This window comes from Bifidobacterium sp. UBA4282 (genome assembly GCF_002394995.1).
GTDB lineage: Bacteria > Actinomycetota > Actinomycetes > Actinomycetales > Bifidobacteriaceae > Bifidobacterium > Bifidobacterium pullorum_B.
The window spans coordinates 34,071-51,760 of the sequence record NZ_DGVO01000040.1 but is presented as its reverse complement, the minus strand read 5'-3'; the positions used below and the strand labels follow the sequence as shown (position 1 = coordinate 51,760).

The 17,690-nt window shown below is 61.3% G+C and carries 20 protein-coding genes and 1 pseudogene; 4 read left to right on the top strand and 17 right to left on the bottom strand.

All coding sequences use genetic code 11. The features are described from left to right. Positions 1–31: 31 nt before the first annotated feature. Positions 32–604 carry an MFS transporter gene (locus tag B4C31_RS06210; protein ID WP_291531767.1) on the top strand — a complete coding sequence of 191 codons (573 nt, stop codon included), beginning with the start codon at positions 32–34 and terminating at the stop codon, positions 602–604. Between the two features lie 75 nt (positions 605–679). Then, complete coding sequence (trxB, locus tag B4C31_RS06205; RefSeq protein WP_291531766.1) at positions 680–1,612, top strand: thioredoxin-disulfide reductase; 933 nt, start codon at positions 680–682, stop codon at positions 1,610–1,612. Positions 1,613–1,712: 100 nt separating this feature from the next. Here the strand turns inward: trxB and B4C31_RS06200 are convergent, their stop codons facing one another. The 8 genes from B4C31_RS06200 to rpmH form a co-directional block, all read right to left on the bottom strand. Then, positions 1,713–2,912, bottom strand: coding sequence for a ParB/RepB/Spo0J family partition protein (locus B4C31_RS06200; protein WP_291531765.1), 1,200 nt, complete (start codon positions 2,910–2,912; stop codon positions 1,713–1,715). Position 2,913: 1 nt separating this feature from the next. Beyond that, a complete protein-coding gene (locus B4C31_RS06195; protein WP_291531764.1) occupies positions 2,914–3,873 on the bottom strand; it encodes a ParA family protein in 960 nt (319 codons plus the stop codon). A gap of 209 nt (positions 3,874–4,082) precedes the next feature. Further along, the gene (rsmG, locus tag B4C31_RS06190) at positions 4,083–4,769 is read right to left on the bottom strand and encodes a 16S rRNA (guanine(527)-N(7))-methyltransferase RsmG (protein WP_291531763.1); all 687 of its coding nucleotides are present in this window, start codon (positions 4,767–4,769) and stop codon (positions 4,083–4,085) included. A 98-nt stretch (positions 4,770–4,867) separates the two neighbouring features. Further along, positions 4,868–5,374: a protein jag gene (locus tag B4C31_RS06185; RefSeq protein WP_033507669.1), complete on the bottom strand. Its 507-nt coding sequence runs from the start codon at positions 5,372–5,374 to the stop codon at positions 4,868–4,870. A 118-nt stretch (positions 5,375–5,492) separates the two neighbouring features. Beyond that, positions 5,493–6,503 carry a membrane protein insertase YidC gene (gene yidC, locus B4C31_RS06180; RefSeq protein ID WP_291531762.1) on the bottom strand — a complete coding sequence of 337 codons (1,011 nt, stop codon included), beginning with the start codon at positions 6,501–6,503 and terminating at the stop codon, positions 5,493–5,495. 2 nt (positions 6,504–6,505) lie between these two features. Beyond that, positions 6,506–6,796, bottom strand: a complete 291-nt coding sequence (gene yidD, locus B4C31_RS06175) for a membrane protein insertion efficiency factor YidD (RefSeq protein WP_291531761.1) — start codon at positions 6,794–6,796, stop codon at positions 6,506–6,508. Between the two features lie 20 nt (positions 6,797–6,816). Further along, a complete protein-coding gene (gene rnpA / locus B4C31_RS06170; RefSeq protein WP_291531760.1) occupies positions 6,817–7,179 on the bottom strand; it encodes a ribonuclease P protein component in 363 nt (120 codons plus the stop codon). A gap of 20 nt (positions 7,180–7,199) precedes the next feature. Beyond that, positions 7,200–7,334: a 50S ribosomal protein L34 gene (gene rpmH / locus B4C31_RS06165; RefSeq protein WP_007054596.1), complete on the bottom strand. Its 135-nt coding sequence runs from the start codon at positions 7,332–7,334 to the stop codon at positions 7,200–7,202. A 297-nt stretch (positions 7,335–7,631) separates the two neighbouring features. Between rpmH and B4C31_RS06160 the strand changes: the two are divergent. Continuing rightward, positions 7,632–8,861, top strand: a pseudogene (locus B4C31_RS06160) (DnaA ATPase domain-containing protein); the annotation flags it as partial. 98 nt (positions 8,862–8,959) lie between these two features. Here B4C31_RS06160 and B4C31_RS06155 read toward each other — a convergent pair. After that, positions 8,960–10,018, bottom strand: coding sequence for a helix-turn-helix transcriptional regulator (locus B4C31_RS06155; RefSeq protein ID WP_291531759.1), 1,059 nt, complete (start codon positions 10,016–10,018; stop codon positions 8,960–8,962). A 136-nt stretch (positions 10,019–10,154) separates the two neighbouring features. On the opposite strand from B4C31_RS06155, the gene B4C31_RS06150 reads away from it, so the two are divergent. Continuing rightward, positions 10,155–10,478 (top strand): hypothetical protein, encoded by a 324-nt coding sequence (locus B4C31_RS06150; RefSeq protein ID WP_291531758.1) that lies wholly within the window; start codon positions 10,155–10,157, stop codon positions 10,476–10,478. On the opposite strand, the gene B4C31_RS06145 is transcribed toward B4C31_RS06150, so the two are convergent. The 8 genes from B4C31_RS06145 to B4C31_RS06110 all read right to left on the bottom strand — a co-directional run. Next, a complete protein-coding gene (locus tag B4C31_RS06145) occupies positions 10,446–11,366 on the bottom strand; it encodes an RluA family pseudouridine synthase (RefSeq protein ID WP_291531757.1) in 921 nt (306 codons plus the stop codon). The genes B4C31_RS06150 and B4C31_RS06145 overlap by 33 nt on opposite strands. After that, complete coding sequence (locus B4C31_RS06140) at positions 11,363–11,872, bottom strand: signal peptidase II (RefSeq protein ID WP_414631851.1); 510 nt, start codon at positions 11,870–11,872, stop codon at positions 11,363–11,365. The genes B4C31_RS06145 and B4C31_RS06140 overlap by 4 nt, the downstream gene beginning before the upstream one ends. A gap of 27 nt (positions 11,873–11,899) precedes the next feature. Beyond that, positions 11,900–13,180: a DivIVA domain-containing protein gene (locus B4C31_RS06135; RefSeq protein WP_291531755.1), complete on the bottom strand. Its 1,281-nt coding sequence runs from the start codon at positions 13,178–13,180 to the stop codon at positions 11,900–11,902. Between the two features lie 98 nt (positions 13,181–13,278). After that, positions 13,279–13,560, bottom strand: coding sequence for a YggT family protein (locus B4C31_RS06130; RefSeq protein ID WP_291531754.1), 282 nt, complete (start codon positions 13,558–13,560; stop codon positions 13,279–13,281). A 53-nt stretch (positions 13,561–13,613) separates the two neighbouring features. Next, entirely contained in the window at positions 13,614–14,081 is a 468-nt protein-coding gene (locus tag B4C31_RS06125; RefSeq protein ID WP_291531753.1) for a cell division protein SepF, read from the bottom strand. Between the two features lie 29 nt (positions 14,082–14,110). Beyond that, positions 14,111–15,310, bottom strand: coding sequence for a cell division protein FtsZ (gene ftsZ, locus B4C31_RS06120; protein ID WP_291531815.1), 1,200 nt, complete (start codon positions 15,308–15,310; stop codon positions 14,111–14,113). Positions 15,311–15,436: 126 nt separating this feature from the next. Next, entirely contained in the window at positions 15,437–16,666 is a 1,230-nt protein-coding gene (dusB, locus tag B4C31_RS06115; protein ID WP_291531752.1) for a tRNA dihydrouridine synthase DusB, read from the bottom strand. Positions 16,667–16,763: 97 nt separating this feature from the next. Further along, the coding region (locus tag B4C31_RS06110) for a glycine--tRNA ligase (RefSeq protein ID WP_291531751.1) at positions 16,764–17,690 on the bottom strand (927 nt) is incomplete at its 5' end.

The following is a 17,690-nucleotide window of genomic DNA, read 5'->3' as shown; positions in this document are numbered from 1 at the left end:
ACCCCGCGGCTTTCACGGGAACGTTCCGGCCTTGTACGTTACGGGGCCGGAACGTTTTGCATATAAGCCTGCATATAAAGAGGATAGCGTTGTCCGTCCAACACCGTTCACTACCGCTGTACTGCGTGATTGGCGCCGATGCCCTGTCCCGCGCGGGCAACGCCATGACCACCATCGCCGTGACCCTGCTCATGGTCCCGTCGGACGCCGCTATTCCTCACGATGGGTGTTCCTGCTGATGTTCGCCTGCGCCTGTCTGCCGCCGTGTTGCTGTATGGCCATGCAGATTCCATTCCCCGTGGTCCTGGCGGTCATCGCCATAGCAGGATTGTCCGCCGGGTCCATCAACCCGATGATCGACACCATCCTCTATGCGTTGATTCCCGGAGATATCCGCGCACGTACGTTGGGCGCGCTGACCGCAGCGGTCAGCGCCGGCATGCCATTCGGCAGCGTGCTGGCTGGTTATCTGGGCCAGTCCATGCCGCTGCCGATGGCGTTCGCCATCATCGGCGGCTGCTATGCCGGCGTTTTTGCACTGACCGGATTCGGCCGGCACTGGCGGAAGTTCAATGAGTCCTTCCGTCACGCCACGGAAGTCTGAACCAAAGCAAGCGGCGATTCCCCTGTGAACGGAATAGATGATGCGTCATCCTACGTGTTCGGATATTGTTGAGGCATGAGCGATATTCAGGATGTTGTCATTATCGGTTCCGGCCCCGCCGGATACACCGCGGCCATCTACCTGGGCCGCGCCGGGTACCGCCCGCTGGTTATTGCGGGCGCCGTCACTCCCGGTGGTCAACTGGTCAATACCACCACCGTGGAGAATTTCCCCGGATTCCCCGACGGGATTCTGGGCCCTGATCTGATGGATGCCATGCAGCGGCAGGCCGAACAGTTCGGTGCCCGTCTGGTCTGGGACGACGTGGTATCCGTCGATTTCGGCGATGACGTTCACACTGTCACCTGCGATCAAGGTGATGTGTTCCAGGCACGTACCGTTGTGGTGACCACCGGATCCACGGTGCGCAAGCTCCAGGTTCCCGGTGAGGAGACCTACGCCGGGCGCGGTGTCTCCTACTGCGCCACATGCGACGGATTCTTCTTCCGTAACAAGCCGATTGTGGTGGTTGGCGGCGGCGACAGCGCCTGCGAGGAGGCGCTGTTCCTCACCCGATTCGGTTCCTCGGTCACGTTGATTCACCGTCGTGACGAATTCCGCGCTTCGAAGATTATGGTGGAACGTGTCCGTTCCAACCCGGATATCACGTTGATGATGAATACCGTGGTCGAGCAAGTCAACGGCTCCGACGCCGGTGCCGAATCGATCACCGTGCGCAACCGCGCCACCGATGAGGTGACCGATGTTCCGGCGAACGGCATCTTCGTGGCCATCGGGCACACCCCCGCCACCGATTTCCTCCACGGTGCCCTGGCACTCGATGACGACGGCTACATTCTTGTGGACGGCGCTTCGACCCGCACATCCGTTCCGGGCGTCTTCGCCGCCGGCGATGCCGTGGATCGCGTCTACCGCCAGGCCATCTCCGCGGCCGGCATGGGATGCCGGGCCGCACTCGATGCGCAACGGTATCTGTCGGGCGACTAATCTCCCCCGCTGATTCAACGCAGAAGCCCCGCACATCACGACATGGAACCGTGGTGTGCGGGGCTTTTGTTTCACGTGAAACTTTGTTCGCGGCGGTTCTTTACACCCATCCCGCTTGGTCGTCATCCTGAGGTGTCAAGGATTCGGGAACCAAGAGCTTCATGATGCGGTCCATATCCTCCGGCGAAGAGAACACGATCTCGATGCGACCATGCTTCGCCGTACCCTTGATGGACACCTTGGTATCGAAACGATTCTCCAGCGATTGCTGGATGGCTGATCCAACCCAAGGATTAGCGGCATGAGTCCTGCGTTTCTTGGGCCGCTCCGATGCCGCCACCTGCATCGATACGATCTCTTCGGTACTGCGCACCGAAAGCCCCTCGCTGATGATGCGATCGGCCAGTTTCTCCATCGCCTCTTCGGTTGGCAACGCCAGCAACGCCCTGGCATGTCCGGCAGACAGCACACCCGATGCAACCTTCTTCTGCACCGTGACCGGGAGATTCAACAGTCGCAGGGTGTTGGCGATCTGCGGACGCGATTTGGAGATCGATTTCGACAGCTGCTGTTGCGTCAGTCCGAATTCATCGATCATCTGTTGATAGGCGGCCGCCTCTTCCAGGGAATTCAATGCGACACGATGCAGGTTTTCCAGCAACGCGTCACGCAGCATGTCGTTATCCGACGTTGTCTTGACGATGGCCGGAATCGTTTCCAACCCAGCCAGCTTCGAAGCGCGCCAACGCCGTTCGCCCATCACCAGTTCATACTGGCCTGGGGTCAGCCGGCGGACCACGATGGGCTGCAGGACGCCGACCTCGCGGATAGACTCGGACAGTTCACGAAGATCATCCTCATCGAATATCGTTCTCGGCTGGTGGGCATTGGGCACAATCGCGTCCAACCGCAGCTCATCCAGATACCCGCCTTGCACCGGCTGCAGCTCCACCTCCGGCTCGGCCTCGGATGTTTCACGTGAAACCTTCGGCTCAGGTTCCTTGGATTTCGGGGCAGGTGCCGACGGCTGGGCCAAGGTCGTGTCAAAGAACATGTCGCTCGGATGCACGATGGTGTCCAACGACGGCATCGACGCACGTTTGCCCGAGGTCTTCCGGCCACTTCTGGTGGTGCCTGATGCCTTCGGCTCGGCCGGCGCGGCAGCCTGCTTCGCTTCGTCATGCGGAGGCGTTTCGGGTTTTGCCGGTTCAGGCGTCACCGTTTCGGATGGCATGGCCTCGCCAGGCAGCGCAGGGAACAATGCGCCTAATCCCTTACCCAAACGTGAACGTGAGGACATCTCAGCGCTCCCCTTTCCTCTTGTCGATGGCATCCAACACCATCGGCGAACGTCGTGCGATTTCCAATGCCGCTTCGCCATACGAGATGGCACCCACGCCATGTGCGTCGTAGCGGATGACGGTCTGATTGAAGCTGGGGGCCTCGGAGATCTTCACCGTACGTGGGATGGTGGTGTCCAGCACGATGGTGGGATAATGCTTCTTCACCTCATCGAACACCTCACGACTGAGCAGAGTGCGGCGGTCGAACATCGTGACCAACATCGTGGAAACAATCAGCGCGGGATTGTAATGCTCCTGCACCAGACCAATGGTGTTGATGAGCTGGCCCAATCCCTCCAACGCGTAATACTCGGCCTGGATGGGAATAAGCATCTCGGTGACCGCGCACATCGCGTTGATGACCAGCAGCCCCAGGCTCGGCGGGCAGTCGATGATGACGTAGTCCAGATCATGATCGGCAAGATGTGTGTCCAACGCCCGCTTCAACAGGAAGGTGCGGTCGGGCATATCCGCCACTTCCAACTCGGCGCCGCTCAGATCGATGGAGGCCGGCACCACCTCCAGGGACGGGAAATCTGGACACGGTTGCATCACTTCCGCAACAGACAGCCGTCCCTCCAGCACGTCGTAGACCGAGGGCTGCCCTGATGAGTGCCTGATCCCCAATGCGGTGGAGGCGTTACCCTGCGGATCCATGTCGATAACCAATACGTGGGCGCCATGATCGGCCAATGCCGCGGCGATGTTCACCGCCGTAGAGGTCTTCCCTACACCGCCTTTCTGGTTGGCCACGGCGATGCACCGCGTCCGTTGCGGACGAGGGAAATCGACCTGCTGGAGTCGGCGATACCTGCTGGCGGCATCAACCATGTCGGCGCCCAACGGCGAACCACCGCCTTGAAAGATCCGATGAATCGTCTCAGCGGCAGATTCGATCCTGTGTTGTTGCTCCGCCATGAACAGCCCTCCTCAGTGTATGCAGTATCTTCCAGTCTCACGGTGCGCATGGACATTGCACCGGTTTCATTAACCATGTGGATAGTGTGAGTAACAATGTGGATAACTCAATCCACAAGTCGTCTCATATTGCCGATAATCGTTGCAATTCCAACGAAAAAGTTATCCACAGAATTATCCACACATACGTGGATAACTGTGGATAACACTTATCGTTTGCGCACAATAACCACGTGGGTCGGCTCCAAATCACCGCCAACCGGGGCCACAACCACGCGTGCGCGCATACCCCCGGCGGTACGAATAACACGCTCGGCCTTGTCCAGTTCCGCCTGAGCAGAACGCCCCTTCAAGGCGATCAGGCTACCCTGAGGCTTGAGCATCGGCAACGTCCAGCCGGTCAGTTTCGTCATGGGGGCCACGGCTCTGCAGGTCACCGCATCGAACGGTCGCACCTGCGCATCTCGCCGCTTCAATGCAGCGATAATCTCTTCGGCGCGCGCCCTGATCACCGTCACGTTGGACAGCTCCATAAGCACCACACACTCATGCAGCCATTCCACACGACGCTCCATCGGTTCTATCAACGTGAAACGATGTTCCGGCATGCAAGCCGCAGCCACAATACCCGGGAATCCCCCGCCACTACCGACATCCGCAATCGATGCGTTCGTCTTGCCGATCTCGCGTCGGATAAACGGCACAATGGCCGCCGAATTCAGGATGTGCCGTTCCCACAGGATTCCGACGTCCCTTGGTCCGATCAGTCCCCTGGGCTCCCCTTCCGTGGAAAGTTTCACGTGAAACTTCCGCAAGCGCGGCAGCGCCTCCCCCAGTACCTCTTCCAGAATCGGGGAATCATCCAGCGGATCATGAATCTCGGCGTCTCCGGGCATGAACGCATCCTCTCATTCGACACATACAATGATGGAGGACCGATACCGGCCCTCCATCATATCTTATACTTCGAAACCCAATGTCCACAATGCGGACATCACTCGTCGTTACCAGCCTTCATGTACACCGTCACGTAGCGATGGGGTTCCTCGCCATGCGAGCGGGACTTGAGCCCCTCCTCACGCACCACATCGTGAATCACCTTGCGCTCGAAGGAATTCATCGGCTTCAGGTTGACCGGCTCGCCGGTCTCGCGCACCTCGTCCACGGCATCCAATGCAACGTCACGCAGATGCTGACGCTTGCGCTTCAGGAACCCGTCGACATCCACAATGAGATGGGAACGCTCACCGGTCTTCTGCTGCACCGCAAGGCGCGTCAGCTGCTGCAACGCATCCACCACCTCGCCGTGACGGCCGATCAGATGCTTGATGTCCGAATCGTCATCGGCAACGATCTGCACCATGGGGCGGTTGTTGCGGACACCCAACTCGATATCGCCTTCGTAATCGACGATATCCAGCAGGCCCTCAAGATAATCGGCGGCGATGTCGGCTTCATCATTGAGCTGATCCATCGTTTTCTCGTCGTCATCCTGCGCCATTGTTCTGTACTCCTTACTCGAGGGGTTGTTGTTCAAGTCGTTCACCGATACCGAGCTTACGCGGTATCGGAAAAGGATGCGTCCCCGCCATCCGACATACGGCAGGGACGCAACATCGTTATTTCTTCTTCCGCTTCTTACGCTGCGGCTGCTGGCGCTGATACCCTTGGGTCTCGCGCCGTTCGGCCTCCTCCTTGGCCTTGACCAGCTCCTCCTCTTCGAGGGAGATCTGGCCCGCCTTGGCACGGCGGGCGTTCTCACGGTCATGGTCGCGGATCTTCTTGCGTTCGGACGCCGGGGAGCCCGGGGTCGGGAAGTTGTAGATCTGCCACATCGAACGCAGCAGGTTGCAGATGTTGTTGGTCAGCCAGTACACCAGTACGGCGAACGGCATCGCGATGCCGGAGAAGATGTACATGATCGGGAACACCCACAGCATCATCTTCTGCATCATGGCGGCCTGTCCGACCATGGTCTCCTGGTTCATGTTGCGCTTCATGCTGTTGTACTGCATGAACCACATGCAGGCGCACATCAGCGCCACGAAGATGCCGATAACGATCTTGCCCGACATGTCCGCCGTGGTGAAGTTATCGGTCACGCTCACCCCGAACACGGTGGTCTGGGAGAATTCCTCGGCGGTCGCCTGGTCGAACGCGCCCAAGGCCGCACGCTTGCCGTCGGCGATGTAGGGGATGGCGGACAGCACATAGAACATGCACATGAACACCGGGCCCTGGATGAGCATGGGCAGGCACGAGCCGGCAGGGTTCGCGTCGTTGTCCTGGTACAACTTCATCATCTCGCGGCTCAGCGCCTCTTTGCTGGCCTGATCGGTTTTGCCCTTGTACTTGTTCTGGATGTGCTGCATCTTGGGCTGAAGCGCCTGCATCTTGCGCATCGACTTCATCTGCCGGTAGTACAGCGGGAAGATGCACGCGTGCACCACCAGCACCAGGAAGACGATGGACAGCACCCAGGAGAAACCAATCGGCGACATGCCCAGCAGCTTCAGGAATTCATGGAACAGGTTCATCACCTGCGTCATCAGCCATTCGATCGGCGTCAGGATCTTGTACAGCCAACCGAAGAAGCTGGTATCCAGCAAAAACTCGTTCGAAGTATTCATGATCAGGCCTTCTCCTTATCGTCCCAGGCCAGTGGTGTCAACCGAGGCTCCTCGTGAGCCTTGGACCAGGAAAATCTGTAGAACAGCGAATACCGTTGGGGTACGTCATCGATGCCTCCACGACTCCACGGCCGGCATCTGAGCAGACGCAACGCCGCCAACAGCCCTCCACGGCACGCGCCGAACCGTTCAATGGCCTCTATGGCGTACCGAGAGCACGTGGGATAGTACTTGCAGCATGCAGGGGTGTTCGCGGAGATATGACGCTGATACCACCGGATACACCGAATCATGCCCCTGCCCACGCTGCCGTTCATCGTTGTCCCGATTTGCGCGCGATGGATTCGAACAGGGAATGAATCTGGCCATCCAACGAAGCGAAGGATGCGGATGAAGCGCTGGGCTTGGCCCTAAGCACCACATCACAGTTCGGGGGCAACGCATCCTGATGGTGTGCCGCCGATACCCGGAACCGACGTTTGACGGTATTCCTGGTTACCGCATTGCCAACGGCTTTGGACACAGCGAGGCCGAGACGACGATGACCATCCGCCGGGGTTGCAGCCTTCGAAACATCGCCGCGTACCAGATAGTGCGCGACGATGTCCGAATCAGAGACCCTGCGGCGGCATTTCAGCACCGCGACAAATTCACGGTGGCTCCTCAGCCGCTCCACGCTGTCCCGCGCTGTTGGAATCAGGCGGAGAGGGACTTGCGGCCCTTGGCGCGACGACGGTTGATGACGGCGCGGCCGGAACGGGTGCGCATACGCAGACGGAAGCCGTGCTTCATGTGACGACGGCGGTTGTTCGGTTGGAATGTCCTCTTCATAATCTAATGCTCCCGGTGTTTTTGCCACGCCTGAGCGCGGCTCCTCATGAGTCAAGCTCTACTAACGTACTCTGACCCCTACCCCAAGTCAAAACACCGGACGCGTTTGTTCAAGCCAACTTCACAAACACCGGCCGTAAAACGTTGGAATGGTGCCGCACATATGCGGAAAGTTATCCACAAATTACACGAATGTTATTCACAATCCAGTCATTTCAACACGCAAGGGTGTGGATAACTTCCTCGATTCGGAGTAAACATGGACTACTGTATTTCAGTTGTCAACAACACGCTGCGATGAGGAAAGGGACCCTGGTGGCTGATACGACGATCAACCCTGCGGCAACGCAGGCGGCCGACATCTGGTCGGACGCGCTGGCCGTTCTCCATAGCAGCACCTTGTCGGCCCGCGAAAAGGGATGGTTCGAGGACGTGGTGCCCGAAGCGGTGTTCGGCACCACCATCGTGCTGTGCGTCAGCAACGCCGAGGTCCAGCAGACATTGCAGACCACGCTCAACGAATCGTTGATGAATGCGCTGCGGATCGCCTCGGGACAGGAGATGTTCCCCGCGTTCAAGATCGCGCCCGCCGTCGAGGAACGCCCCGCCGCTCAGCCGGAGCGGCCGCATACCAAACCCGTCCGGAACGAGGAGCGCACGCCGGAAGCCCCGTCGACATTCGACCCGTATGCGGGCAAGACCTCGGTTCAGGGCCAGCTGCCCATCCCCGCCATGATTCCATCGCAATCGTTCGAGAGCGGCGAGCGTGGACCGGCGCTGGATCCGGAGACGCATTTGAATAAGAATGCGACGTTCGACACGTTCGTGCCCGGCGACTCCAACCGCTTCGCACGCACCGTCGCCCTCGCCGTCGCCGAAGGATCCGGACAGGACTTCAACCCCCTATGCATCTACGGCGGATCGGGACTGGGCAAGACCCACCTCCTGAACGCCATCGGCAACTACGCCCTCGTCAAGGACCCCACCCTCAAGGTACGCTACGTCACATCCGAGGAATTCACCAACGAATTCATCGACGCCCTCCAGAACCCCAGCCAAAGCCAGGGCCGCATCGCCGAATTCAACCGACGCTACCGCCAGGTCGACGTCCTCCTGATCGACGACATCCAGTTCCTCGGCGGCAAGGAGGCCACCCTCGAACAGTTCTTCCACACCCTCGAACAGTTCTTCCACACCTTCAACAGCCTCTACCAGGCCAGCAAACGCATCGTCATCGCCAGCGACGTCGCACCCAAAAACCTCAAAGGATTCCAACAGTCGCTCATTGCCCGGCTGCAATCAGGCATCGTGGTGGGGCTTAACGCCCCATCGCTCGAAACCAGAACGGCGATCCTGCGCATGACGGCCACCATGCACGGATACGACATCCCCGCCGAGGCCATTGATCTGCTCGTCGAGCAGTACCCCGACGACATCCGCACCCTCAAAGGCGCCCTCACCCGACTTGCCGTCATCGCCACGCTCACCGGACAATCCATGACAGCCCAGTTCACCAAACGGGAACTCGGCATCATGGCATAGCATGCCACGCAAACGGAAGTGTTCGCAGCGGCGTCCTCCCGCTTCGGGCGCTTCCGCCGCACGGTATATCCACCAGCATCTTGTCAGACGTCATCTTCACCGGAGCCGCTGCCGTATCGTTCGACCAGACGTCGGCCCACGGCGGCCATGGCGTCGCGCAACGACTGGGGCTGCACAATATCGATGTCGACGTTATCGGAATATTGGAGGGCCCACCACAAGACGGTCTGCGGGTCGGCGTGCACGGCGACCTCATACGTGCGCGCATCCACTCGGCTGACCGAGGGGCGCTCGAACCAGTCATAGATGCATGACAGGCTGCTGACATGCATCAGGATGTCCTCGGCCTGGCCGGTCCATGGGTATAGGCGTTCCGCCAGATAATCCGCCAACGAGAACGGGGAGCCATCCGGCGCGTGCAGCTCCTCCAACGGGCACTCCTGCCGTACACCCTCCACAATCCGCAGGTCGCGAATCCTATCGACATGCGCGAATGCCACGCCGTTCTTGCCATGCATATGGCAGAGCAGGTAGTACATGCCGTTGCGGTACGTCATCTGATACGGGTCGGCACGGTATTCCCGCGGTTTGCCGCTTTCCGGATCGATACGCAGCGTCAGACTGCCATCCACCGCGTAATCGCACATCCGGAAGCACACCACGCGTTTCCCGCTGATGGCCTCGTCGAGATTCTCGACATTCGACAGGAACTCGCGATTGTACGGCTTGGGTACCCGTATGTTCCGCAACCCCTGTGAATGTGCGCCGGCGAATCCCGCAAGAACACGCAATCGGTCATAGGACTCTCGCGCATACTCCTCATCGATGCGGGACAATGCCAGCCCGTCACCGAACAGACGCAGCTCGGCCACATCAATCGCAGGCTCCATGCACCATCCGGGGCGTGCATCGGCACTGTCCGCCTGACGCATATCGGTTGCGGTCAAACGCCGAACCGTCCTACCCATAGGACGCTGGGCCTCCAACAGTTGCAGGTGGGCGTGCACCGTTTTCTCGGTTGCCCCCACTCTATTGCTCAGCTCCTTGACCGTTAGGCCGTGTTCCGAATCGGTATGTTCGGCCAGTTCGTTCAGGATATCCACCAGAATCTCGTTGGTGCTACGCGTTTTCCTGCCTGCCATGCCGCCCTCCCGGACTCGACGCCTACCCTCATCATAGCCGCGACGACACGCCGGGCATGTGGATAACCGGTATCGTTCGACCACATTGCCCGATCCATCTAGACGTCGGCGGCACGCCCCGTCTACCGTCATCATCATGACCAGACAACACATATCATCCGATACGTCGAATATTCTACGTACAGCAACGCTGGTGGTGGCCGTGTGTACCACGCTCGGACTGCTGGGCACGGTGCTTCAGATGTGGGCGCTATTCTCCGGCGAATACTCCCCATGGGGCGCGCTGCTCATGGTGTCGATGCTGGCCACCGGCTGGCTGACGGTGGTTACGGCCCTGGCATCCCTCGTCCTGGGCGCCATCAGTCTCTGCCGCCGTTCGTGCAGCCGTTGGATATCGATATACGCCATCACCGTGGGCGCGCTGCCGCTACTCGGCGTGCTGGGCACGCAACTGCTCTAACGCATGCGCCAGATCGGCGGGGTACCTCGACTTGACGGTGGTCCATACGTGCGTACGGGGATGCCGGAACTCCAACTGCACCGCATGCAGCCATTGGCGTTCCAGACCCAACTCGGCCGCCATCACCGGATTCGCCCCATACATCGGGTCGCCCACCAGCGGATGCCCGATGGAGGAGAAATGCACACGAATCTGATGGGTACGCCCGGTCTCCAGATTCACGCTCACCAGCGTGGCCTCGCCGAAACGCTCCATCACATCCCAATGCGTGACCGCCTCCTTGCCGGCGGGGGTTACGGTGAATCGGAAATCGGACACCTTGGCACGCCCGATCGACGCATCGATGGTGGCCTTATCCTCCTTGAGGTTGCCCTGCACCAGGGCATGGTAGGTCTTCACCACCTCATGTTCGGCGAACTGACGCCGCATCTCCTTGTATGCCAGCTCCGACTTGCACACCAGCATCAGACCGGAAGTGCCGACGTCCAACCGGCTCACGATCCCCTGCCGCCCCGGAGCACCATACGAGGTGATATGCACCCCGCGGTCCAGCAGACTGCCCAACACCGTAGGGCCGGACCACCCCACCGAGGCGTGCGCGGCGACGCCGACCGGCTTATCCACAACGATAACGTCATCATCCTCGTAAGCCACGCCCATATCATCGGCAATGGGTTCGGGGGCACGGCGTTCCTCCTGCAGGTCGAACTCCACCATGTCACCGGCCTGCAGGATTCCCGATTTCGCCACGTCACGCCCCAATATGCGCGCCTGCCCGCTGGCAACCAGATCAGACGCCTTCGCCCGTGAGATACCAAGCATCTTGGCCACGGCAACGTCGAACCGCTTGCCGATCAGCGCATCAGGAGCCGGTGCCAGATGGGTCATCGCCGCTCCTCACCAAGATCCGATTCACTGAAGGGCACCCCCAGCACCAGCAGCAGCACCACCGCAATGCCGGCGCCCACAAGAAGGATATCCGCCACGTTTCCCACGGACCACCCGTAGTTGATGAAATCCACCACCTTGCCGTTGAGGAAACCGTCCGCATACGCCACACGATCGATCAGATTGCCCAACGCGCCGGAGAACGCCACGGACAGCACCACGGTCCATGCCAGTCTGACGGTTTTCAACGCGCCGACGGCCAAGAGCACGCACGCCACGGCAGCCAGCAACGATATAGCCCAGGTGGCGGAGGAGAACAGCCCCAATGACATGCCCGGGTTGAACACCAGCGTGAACGACAGCAGTCCGGGAATCACCGGCACCGTACCGGCATCGGCCAGCGCCTGCTGCGCCCAGAGCTTGGTGCCCTGGTCAAGGACCAATCCGACAATCGCAATACACGCAAAGACGGCCACGCGTGTGCGCAGCCGTCTTTGTTGACTCACAGTCATACGGTATCAGCTCCGGTCAGGTCAGTTCTGCTCGACCTGATTGAAGTTGTTCGTATCCGAGACCTGGGAGACCAGCTGGCCGAGGAACTCGGTCAGTCGAGCGCGGTATTCGCTCTCGAAATGCTTCAGGCTCTGGATGTTGCCCTCGATGACCTTGCTCTGGGTCTCCAGGTTGTTGCGGACCTCCTCGGCATAGGTCTCGGCGGCGGTACGGGTCTTCTGATCGTACTCGGCAGCGCGGCGCTGGACCTCGGCCTCGTACTGGTCGGCCGCCTGGTGCTTGGTCTCGGAGTACTGGTCGCCTTCCACATGCTTGTTCTGCATGTAGGTGTCGGCATCCTGACGGGTCTTGACCGCGTAGCTATCGGCCTCGGCACGGGTACGATCCGAATACTCGTCGGCATCGGCGTGCACGCGCTGGCTGTAATCGTCGGCCTCGGTGCGGGTGCGGGTGGAGTAGTCGTTGGCCTTGGCCACGGTCTCCTCGTAACGGTTCTGGGCCGTGTCGGTGATCTCCTTGGCCTTGGCCTTGCCCTTATCGACGTACTGGTCGTGCAGCTGCATAGCCAGCGTCAGCATGGCGGTGGCGCGCTCCGGCTCGGTGGTGGCGGCCGCGGCGGCACCGGCGATCTTCTGCAGGCTGCCGGTCTCCGCGGCGGGCTCCACCTTGGCCATCTGCTCGCGCAGCTGCGCCTCACGATCCTGCGATTCCTTCAGCTGGCGCGCCAGCTCGTCAACCTGCTGGGCCTTCTGGGCGGCGGCACCGGCCTGATGCTGGGCGGCGGCCAGCTGACGGGAGAGATCCTCGACGCGGGAGCGGAACTCATCACGCTCACGCTGCACGGAAACCAGCTGCGCGGCAACATCCTCGTTACCGGTAGCCTGCGCGGCCTGAGCGGTCAGCTGATCGACCTGAGCGCTCAGACGATCCACCTGTCCCTTGAGCTGCTCGTTTTGGGCGGAGAGCGCACGGTTGCTCTCCTGGGCCTCGGTCAGCTGCGCGGCGTCGACCTGTGCCGACTGGGCATCGGCGTTCGCCGCGGCGGTCTTCAGGCCTTCGTTCTCCTCCTGCAGCGACTGCACCTGTGCGGTCAGCTCGGAGATCTTGGTGTTCAGGCTGGCAACATCCGGACCGAGCGACTGCGTGGACTGGCTGCCCTGCATGGCCTGACGGCCCAGCGCCTCAACGGTTTCGGTGACCTGATCCAGGAAGTCGTCGACCTCGTCGACATCATAGCCTTCCTTCAGACGAACGGTTCGGAACGTATGCTCCCTAATGTCCTTCGGCGTCAACAGAGCCATAAATCTTGCACCTCGCTTCAGGCATAGTGCCTCGCTATGTACGTACTCAATTTACGATGCTAGCACGTCCCCTGTGCAGAACGCCATTACACATGCCATTAAAGGAGAATCCGCAACACGATCAGAGCGAAATACAGCACGATGAAGCTGACATCGAAATATATCGGCCCCATGGGAATCGGCGGAATATAGCGCCTCAGCCACCGCAAAGGCGGATCAGTGAGCCTATAGACCGCACCGATCAACGACAACACCACGCCACGCGGACGCCACCGCGGGGCCAGCACCGCCACCCAATCCACCACCATCCGAATCAGCAATACGGTGATATACGCACCGATCAGCCAATCGACGATGCGCGCGAAGACAAATAACAGCATGTCCCCAGCCTACCAAGAGAACCGGGGACAAGCTGATAACGAACAGCGAACCGTCAGTCCGAGAACAGATCGTGGGACGACTTGGACGTCTGCGGTTCGTCCACCTTGATATTCGCCGGGCTCAGCAGGAACACGCGCGGGGTCACCCGTTCGATCGAGCCGCGCACACCGAACACCACACCGGCGGAGAAATCGACGATCCGGTAGGCAACAGCCTCCGGCACACCGGTCAGGTTGAGCACCACCGGCACACCGTCGCGCAACGCACGCCCCACCATCTGCGCCTCGTCATAGGTCTTGGGGTGAATCGTCGTGATACGGCTGACCCGCCCCGGGAACGGACTGGCGGACGATTCACGGGAGGCCCCGGAGGTACCGGACGACGCGTTCGAAGTCATCGGCGTGACCGAATGATCCGAATCGAACGACGATTCGGCAGGTTCCTCGTCAAGCACCGGATCGTCGTCAACGACATCCGTCATGCCCAGATAGGACATCGCGTTCTTCATAAACCCAGCCATCACGATTCCTTTCGTTACAGTCCGTCGATTCAGCGCAGGAAGTCAGGGATGTCGAGATCGCTGGGGTCGTTGGACGAGATGACGTCATGCTCGGTTGTCTCGTCGAAGGACCGCGACGCCGCATCCCCAGTGGACGGCGCGAATGCCGGGGTTGTCTGCTCGGTGACGACCGGGGCCTGAGGCTGCGCGGGCGTAACGGAGATCGGGGAAGGCTGGGCGGACGCCACGGCAGGCGCCAACGTGATCTTCTCCTGCGAATCCTGCTTCTTGCTGGCGGAGTCGAATCCGGCCGCGATGACCGTGACCTTGACCTCGTCCCCGTAGGAGTCGTCGAGCGCCAGACCCCAGATGATCTGCGCCTCCGGATGGATGGCGTCGCGCACCAGCTGTGTGGCCGCAGCCGCCTCCTGCAGGCCGATGTCGCTCGGGCCCGCGATGTTGATCAGCGCGCCGTGAGCACCCTCGATGCTCTCCTCCAGCAACGGCGAGCTGATGGCAATCTCCGCGGCCTTGGTGGCGCGGTCCTCGCCACGGGCCGAACCGATACCGAACAGCGCCGTGCCGGCCCCACGCAGGATGGCGGTGACATCGGCGAAGTCCACATGGATGTACGAGTTCAGCGTGATCAGGTCCGTGATGCCCTGCACGCCCGCCAGCAACGCGCTATCCGCGGTCTTGAACGCCTCCACGATGCCGATGGAACGGTCGGACAGCTCCAGCAAACGATCGTTCGGGATGACGATCAGCGCATCGACCTCCTTGCGCAGGTTCTCGATGCCGAGTTCCGCCTTGTTGGCACGCTGCGGGCCTTCGAACGCGAACGGACGCGTGACCACGGCAATGGTCAGAGCCCCCTGCTGGTGCGCCGCGCGGGCCACGATCGGACTGGCACCGGTACCAGTGCCGCCGCCCTCGCCGCAGGTGACGAACACCATGTCGGCGCCCTTGAGGGCCTCCTCGATATCCGACTGATGGTCCTGGGCGGCCTTCATGCCGCGCTCGGGGTCGGCACCGGCACCGAGCCCGCGATTCTGGTTATCCCCCAAAGAGATCTTCACATCCGCGTCGGAACGCAGCAAATCCTTGGCATCGGTGTTGACGGCCACGAATTCCACGTTCTGCAGGCCTTCGGCGATCATGCGATTGACGGCGTTGCCGCCGGCTCCACCGACACCGACGACCTTGATGTTGGTCTTGTCGCTGAATTCAGTCTGGGCGATCTCGCTCACCATAGTCTCCTGTCACTCACGGTTACGCATAACTCTATCGCAGTCGGCCTGACAATCAACGCAGATTCTCAAGCGTGTACCGCTTTTTAACAACTCTTTTGCAGTCCAGGCAATTTCCGCGCCCCATCAGTAGCTGGCGTCCATCGGATCGTCGCCGAACAACGCCTCGCGCTCCTGATGTGTGGTCGTCCGCGAATCCAACCAGCCGTACGGCAGGTGCACCTTCTTCTGGAAGCGCACCCGGCCACGCGGCTTGTCCACCACGCGCTCCGGATAGGGCGCGTCCTGATCCAGCTGCGCCACCTCGCGCTCCACATCGGTCAGCGACTCGCATTCCATGAACGCCCGGCGGGTGGCACCTCCGACCGGGAACCCCTTGAGATACCACGCCACGTGCTTGCGCAGGTCATGCACGGCCATCCGCTCGTCACCGTCATAGAACTCGGTCAGCAGCCGCGCATGGCGTACGATGATGCGCCCGACCTCACCCAGCGTGGGATTCGTACGCTCCCCGCTGCCGGCGAACGCGTGCTTGATGTCGGCGAACAGCCACGGGCGCCCCTGACAGCCGCGGCCGATGGCCACGCCGGCGCACCCGGTCTGCTCGACCATGGCCAGCGCGTCGTCGGCACCCCAGATATCGCCGTTGCCGAACACCGGGATGTCCAGTTCGCTCACCAGCTCGCCGATCCGGGACCAGTCGGAATGCCCGCCGTAGTATTCGGCGGTGGTGCGGGCGTGCAGGGTCACCGCTTTGCACCCCTCCTCCTGGGCGATACGGCCAGCCTCGTGGAAGGTTTCGTGATCATGGTCGATGCCGACGCGAATCTTGGCGGTCACCGGAATATTCGCTTCGCCGCAGACGCGCACGACCCGCTGGATAATCTCACGGAACAGATCGGTTTTCCATGGCAGGGCGGAACCGCCGCCGCGGCGGGTGACCTTGGGCACCGGACAGCCGAAGTTGAGGTCCACGTGGTCGGCCATGTCCTCGTCCACCACGATGCGCGCCGCCTGCTCCACAATGACGGGGTTCACCCCGTACAGCTGCAGCGAACGGATCCTCTCCCCCGGCGCGAACCGGCATAGCCGCAGCGCCTTGGGGTTGCGCGCCACCAGCGCTCGGGCCGTGATCATCTCGGCCACGTACAGTCCGTCCAGGCCGTATTCCTCGCATAGCACGCGGAACGGCCAGTTGGTCACGCCCGCCATCGGCGAGAGCACCACCGGGGTCTCGACGTGCACCGGCCCCAGGTCGACCGGCGCGATGCGCACGGCGGACGTCGGCTTCGCATCGGTGCGCGGATCGACCGAAACGGTTTCGTCGACGCAGTCGATCACGGTTTCCTCTGACATATCCGGATTCCCATCCCTATTCACGGCGACGGGACCCAGACCGGACGTTGTGCCGGACTGGATCCCGTCGTCTTGCTGTCAATCGTATCGGTCTGACTCAGTACTGCCCGCCGGCTTCGGCCACCTTCACCGGTTCGCTCTCGTCGACGCCCTGCTCCTTGGCCACGTCCTGGCCGCCATCCGCGGCCTTGGCGCCGACGATGGAGACAGGTCCCTGCGGGTAGCGCACGCGCTTCTCGCCGACGCGCTCGGCCACGTACTCGGCCACCTTGTCCAGGCTGACGCGCTCCTGGGCCATCGTGTCGCGCTCGCGGACCGTCACGGCATGGTCGTCGATCGTGTCGAAGTCCACCGTCACGCACAACGGGGTGCCGATCTCGTCCTCACGGCGGTAGCGGCGGCCGATCGCGCCGGCCTCGTCGTAGTCGATCATCCAGTCGTGCTGGCGCAGGTCAGCGGCCAGATCCTGGGCGATGCCCTGCAGCTCCGGCTTCTTGGACAGCGGCAGCACCGCGGCCTTGACCGGGGCGAGCCTCGGATCCAGACGCAGCACGGTGCGCTTGTCCACGCCGCCCTTGGTGTTCGGGGCCTCGTCCACGTCGTAGGCGTCCACCAGGAACGCCATGAGGGAGCGGGTCAGGCCGGCGGCCGGCTCGATGACGTACGGGATGAAGCGTTCGCCGGTGGCCTGGTTGAAGTAGCTCAGGTCCTCGCCGGAGTGGTTCTGGTGCGCGGTCAGGTCGAAGTCAGTGCGGTTGGCGATACCCTCCAGCTCGCCCCACTCGGACCCCTGGAAACCGAAGCGGTATTCGATGTCCACGGTGCGCTTGGAGTAGTGGCTCAGCTTCTCCTTCGGATGCTCGTAGTGGCGCAGGTTCTCCGGCTTGATGCCCAGATCGGTGTACCAGCGGGTGCGGGTGTCGATCCAGTACTGGTGCCATTCCTCGTCGGTGCCCGGCACCACGAAGAACTCCATCTCCATCTGCTCGAACTCGCGGGTACGGAAGATGAAGTTGCCCGGGGT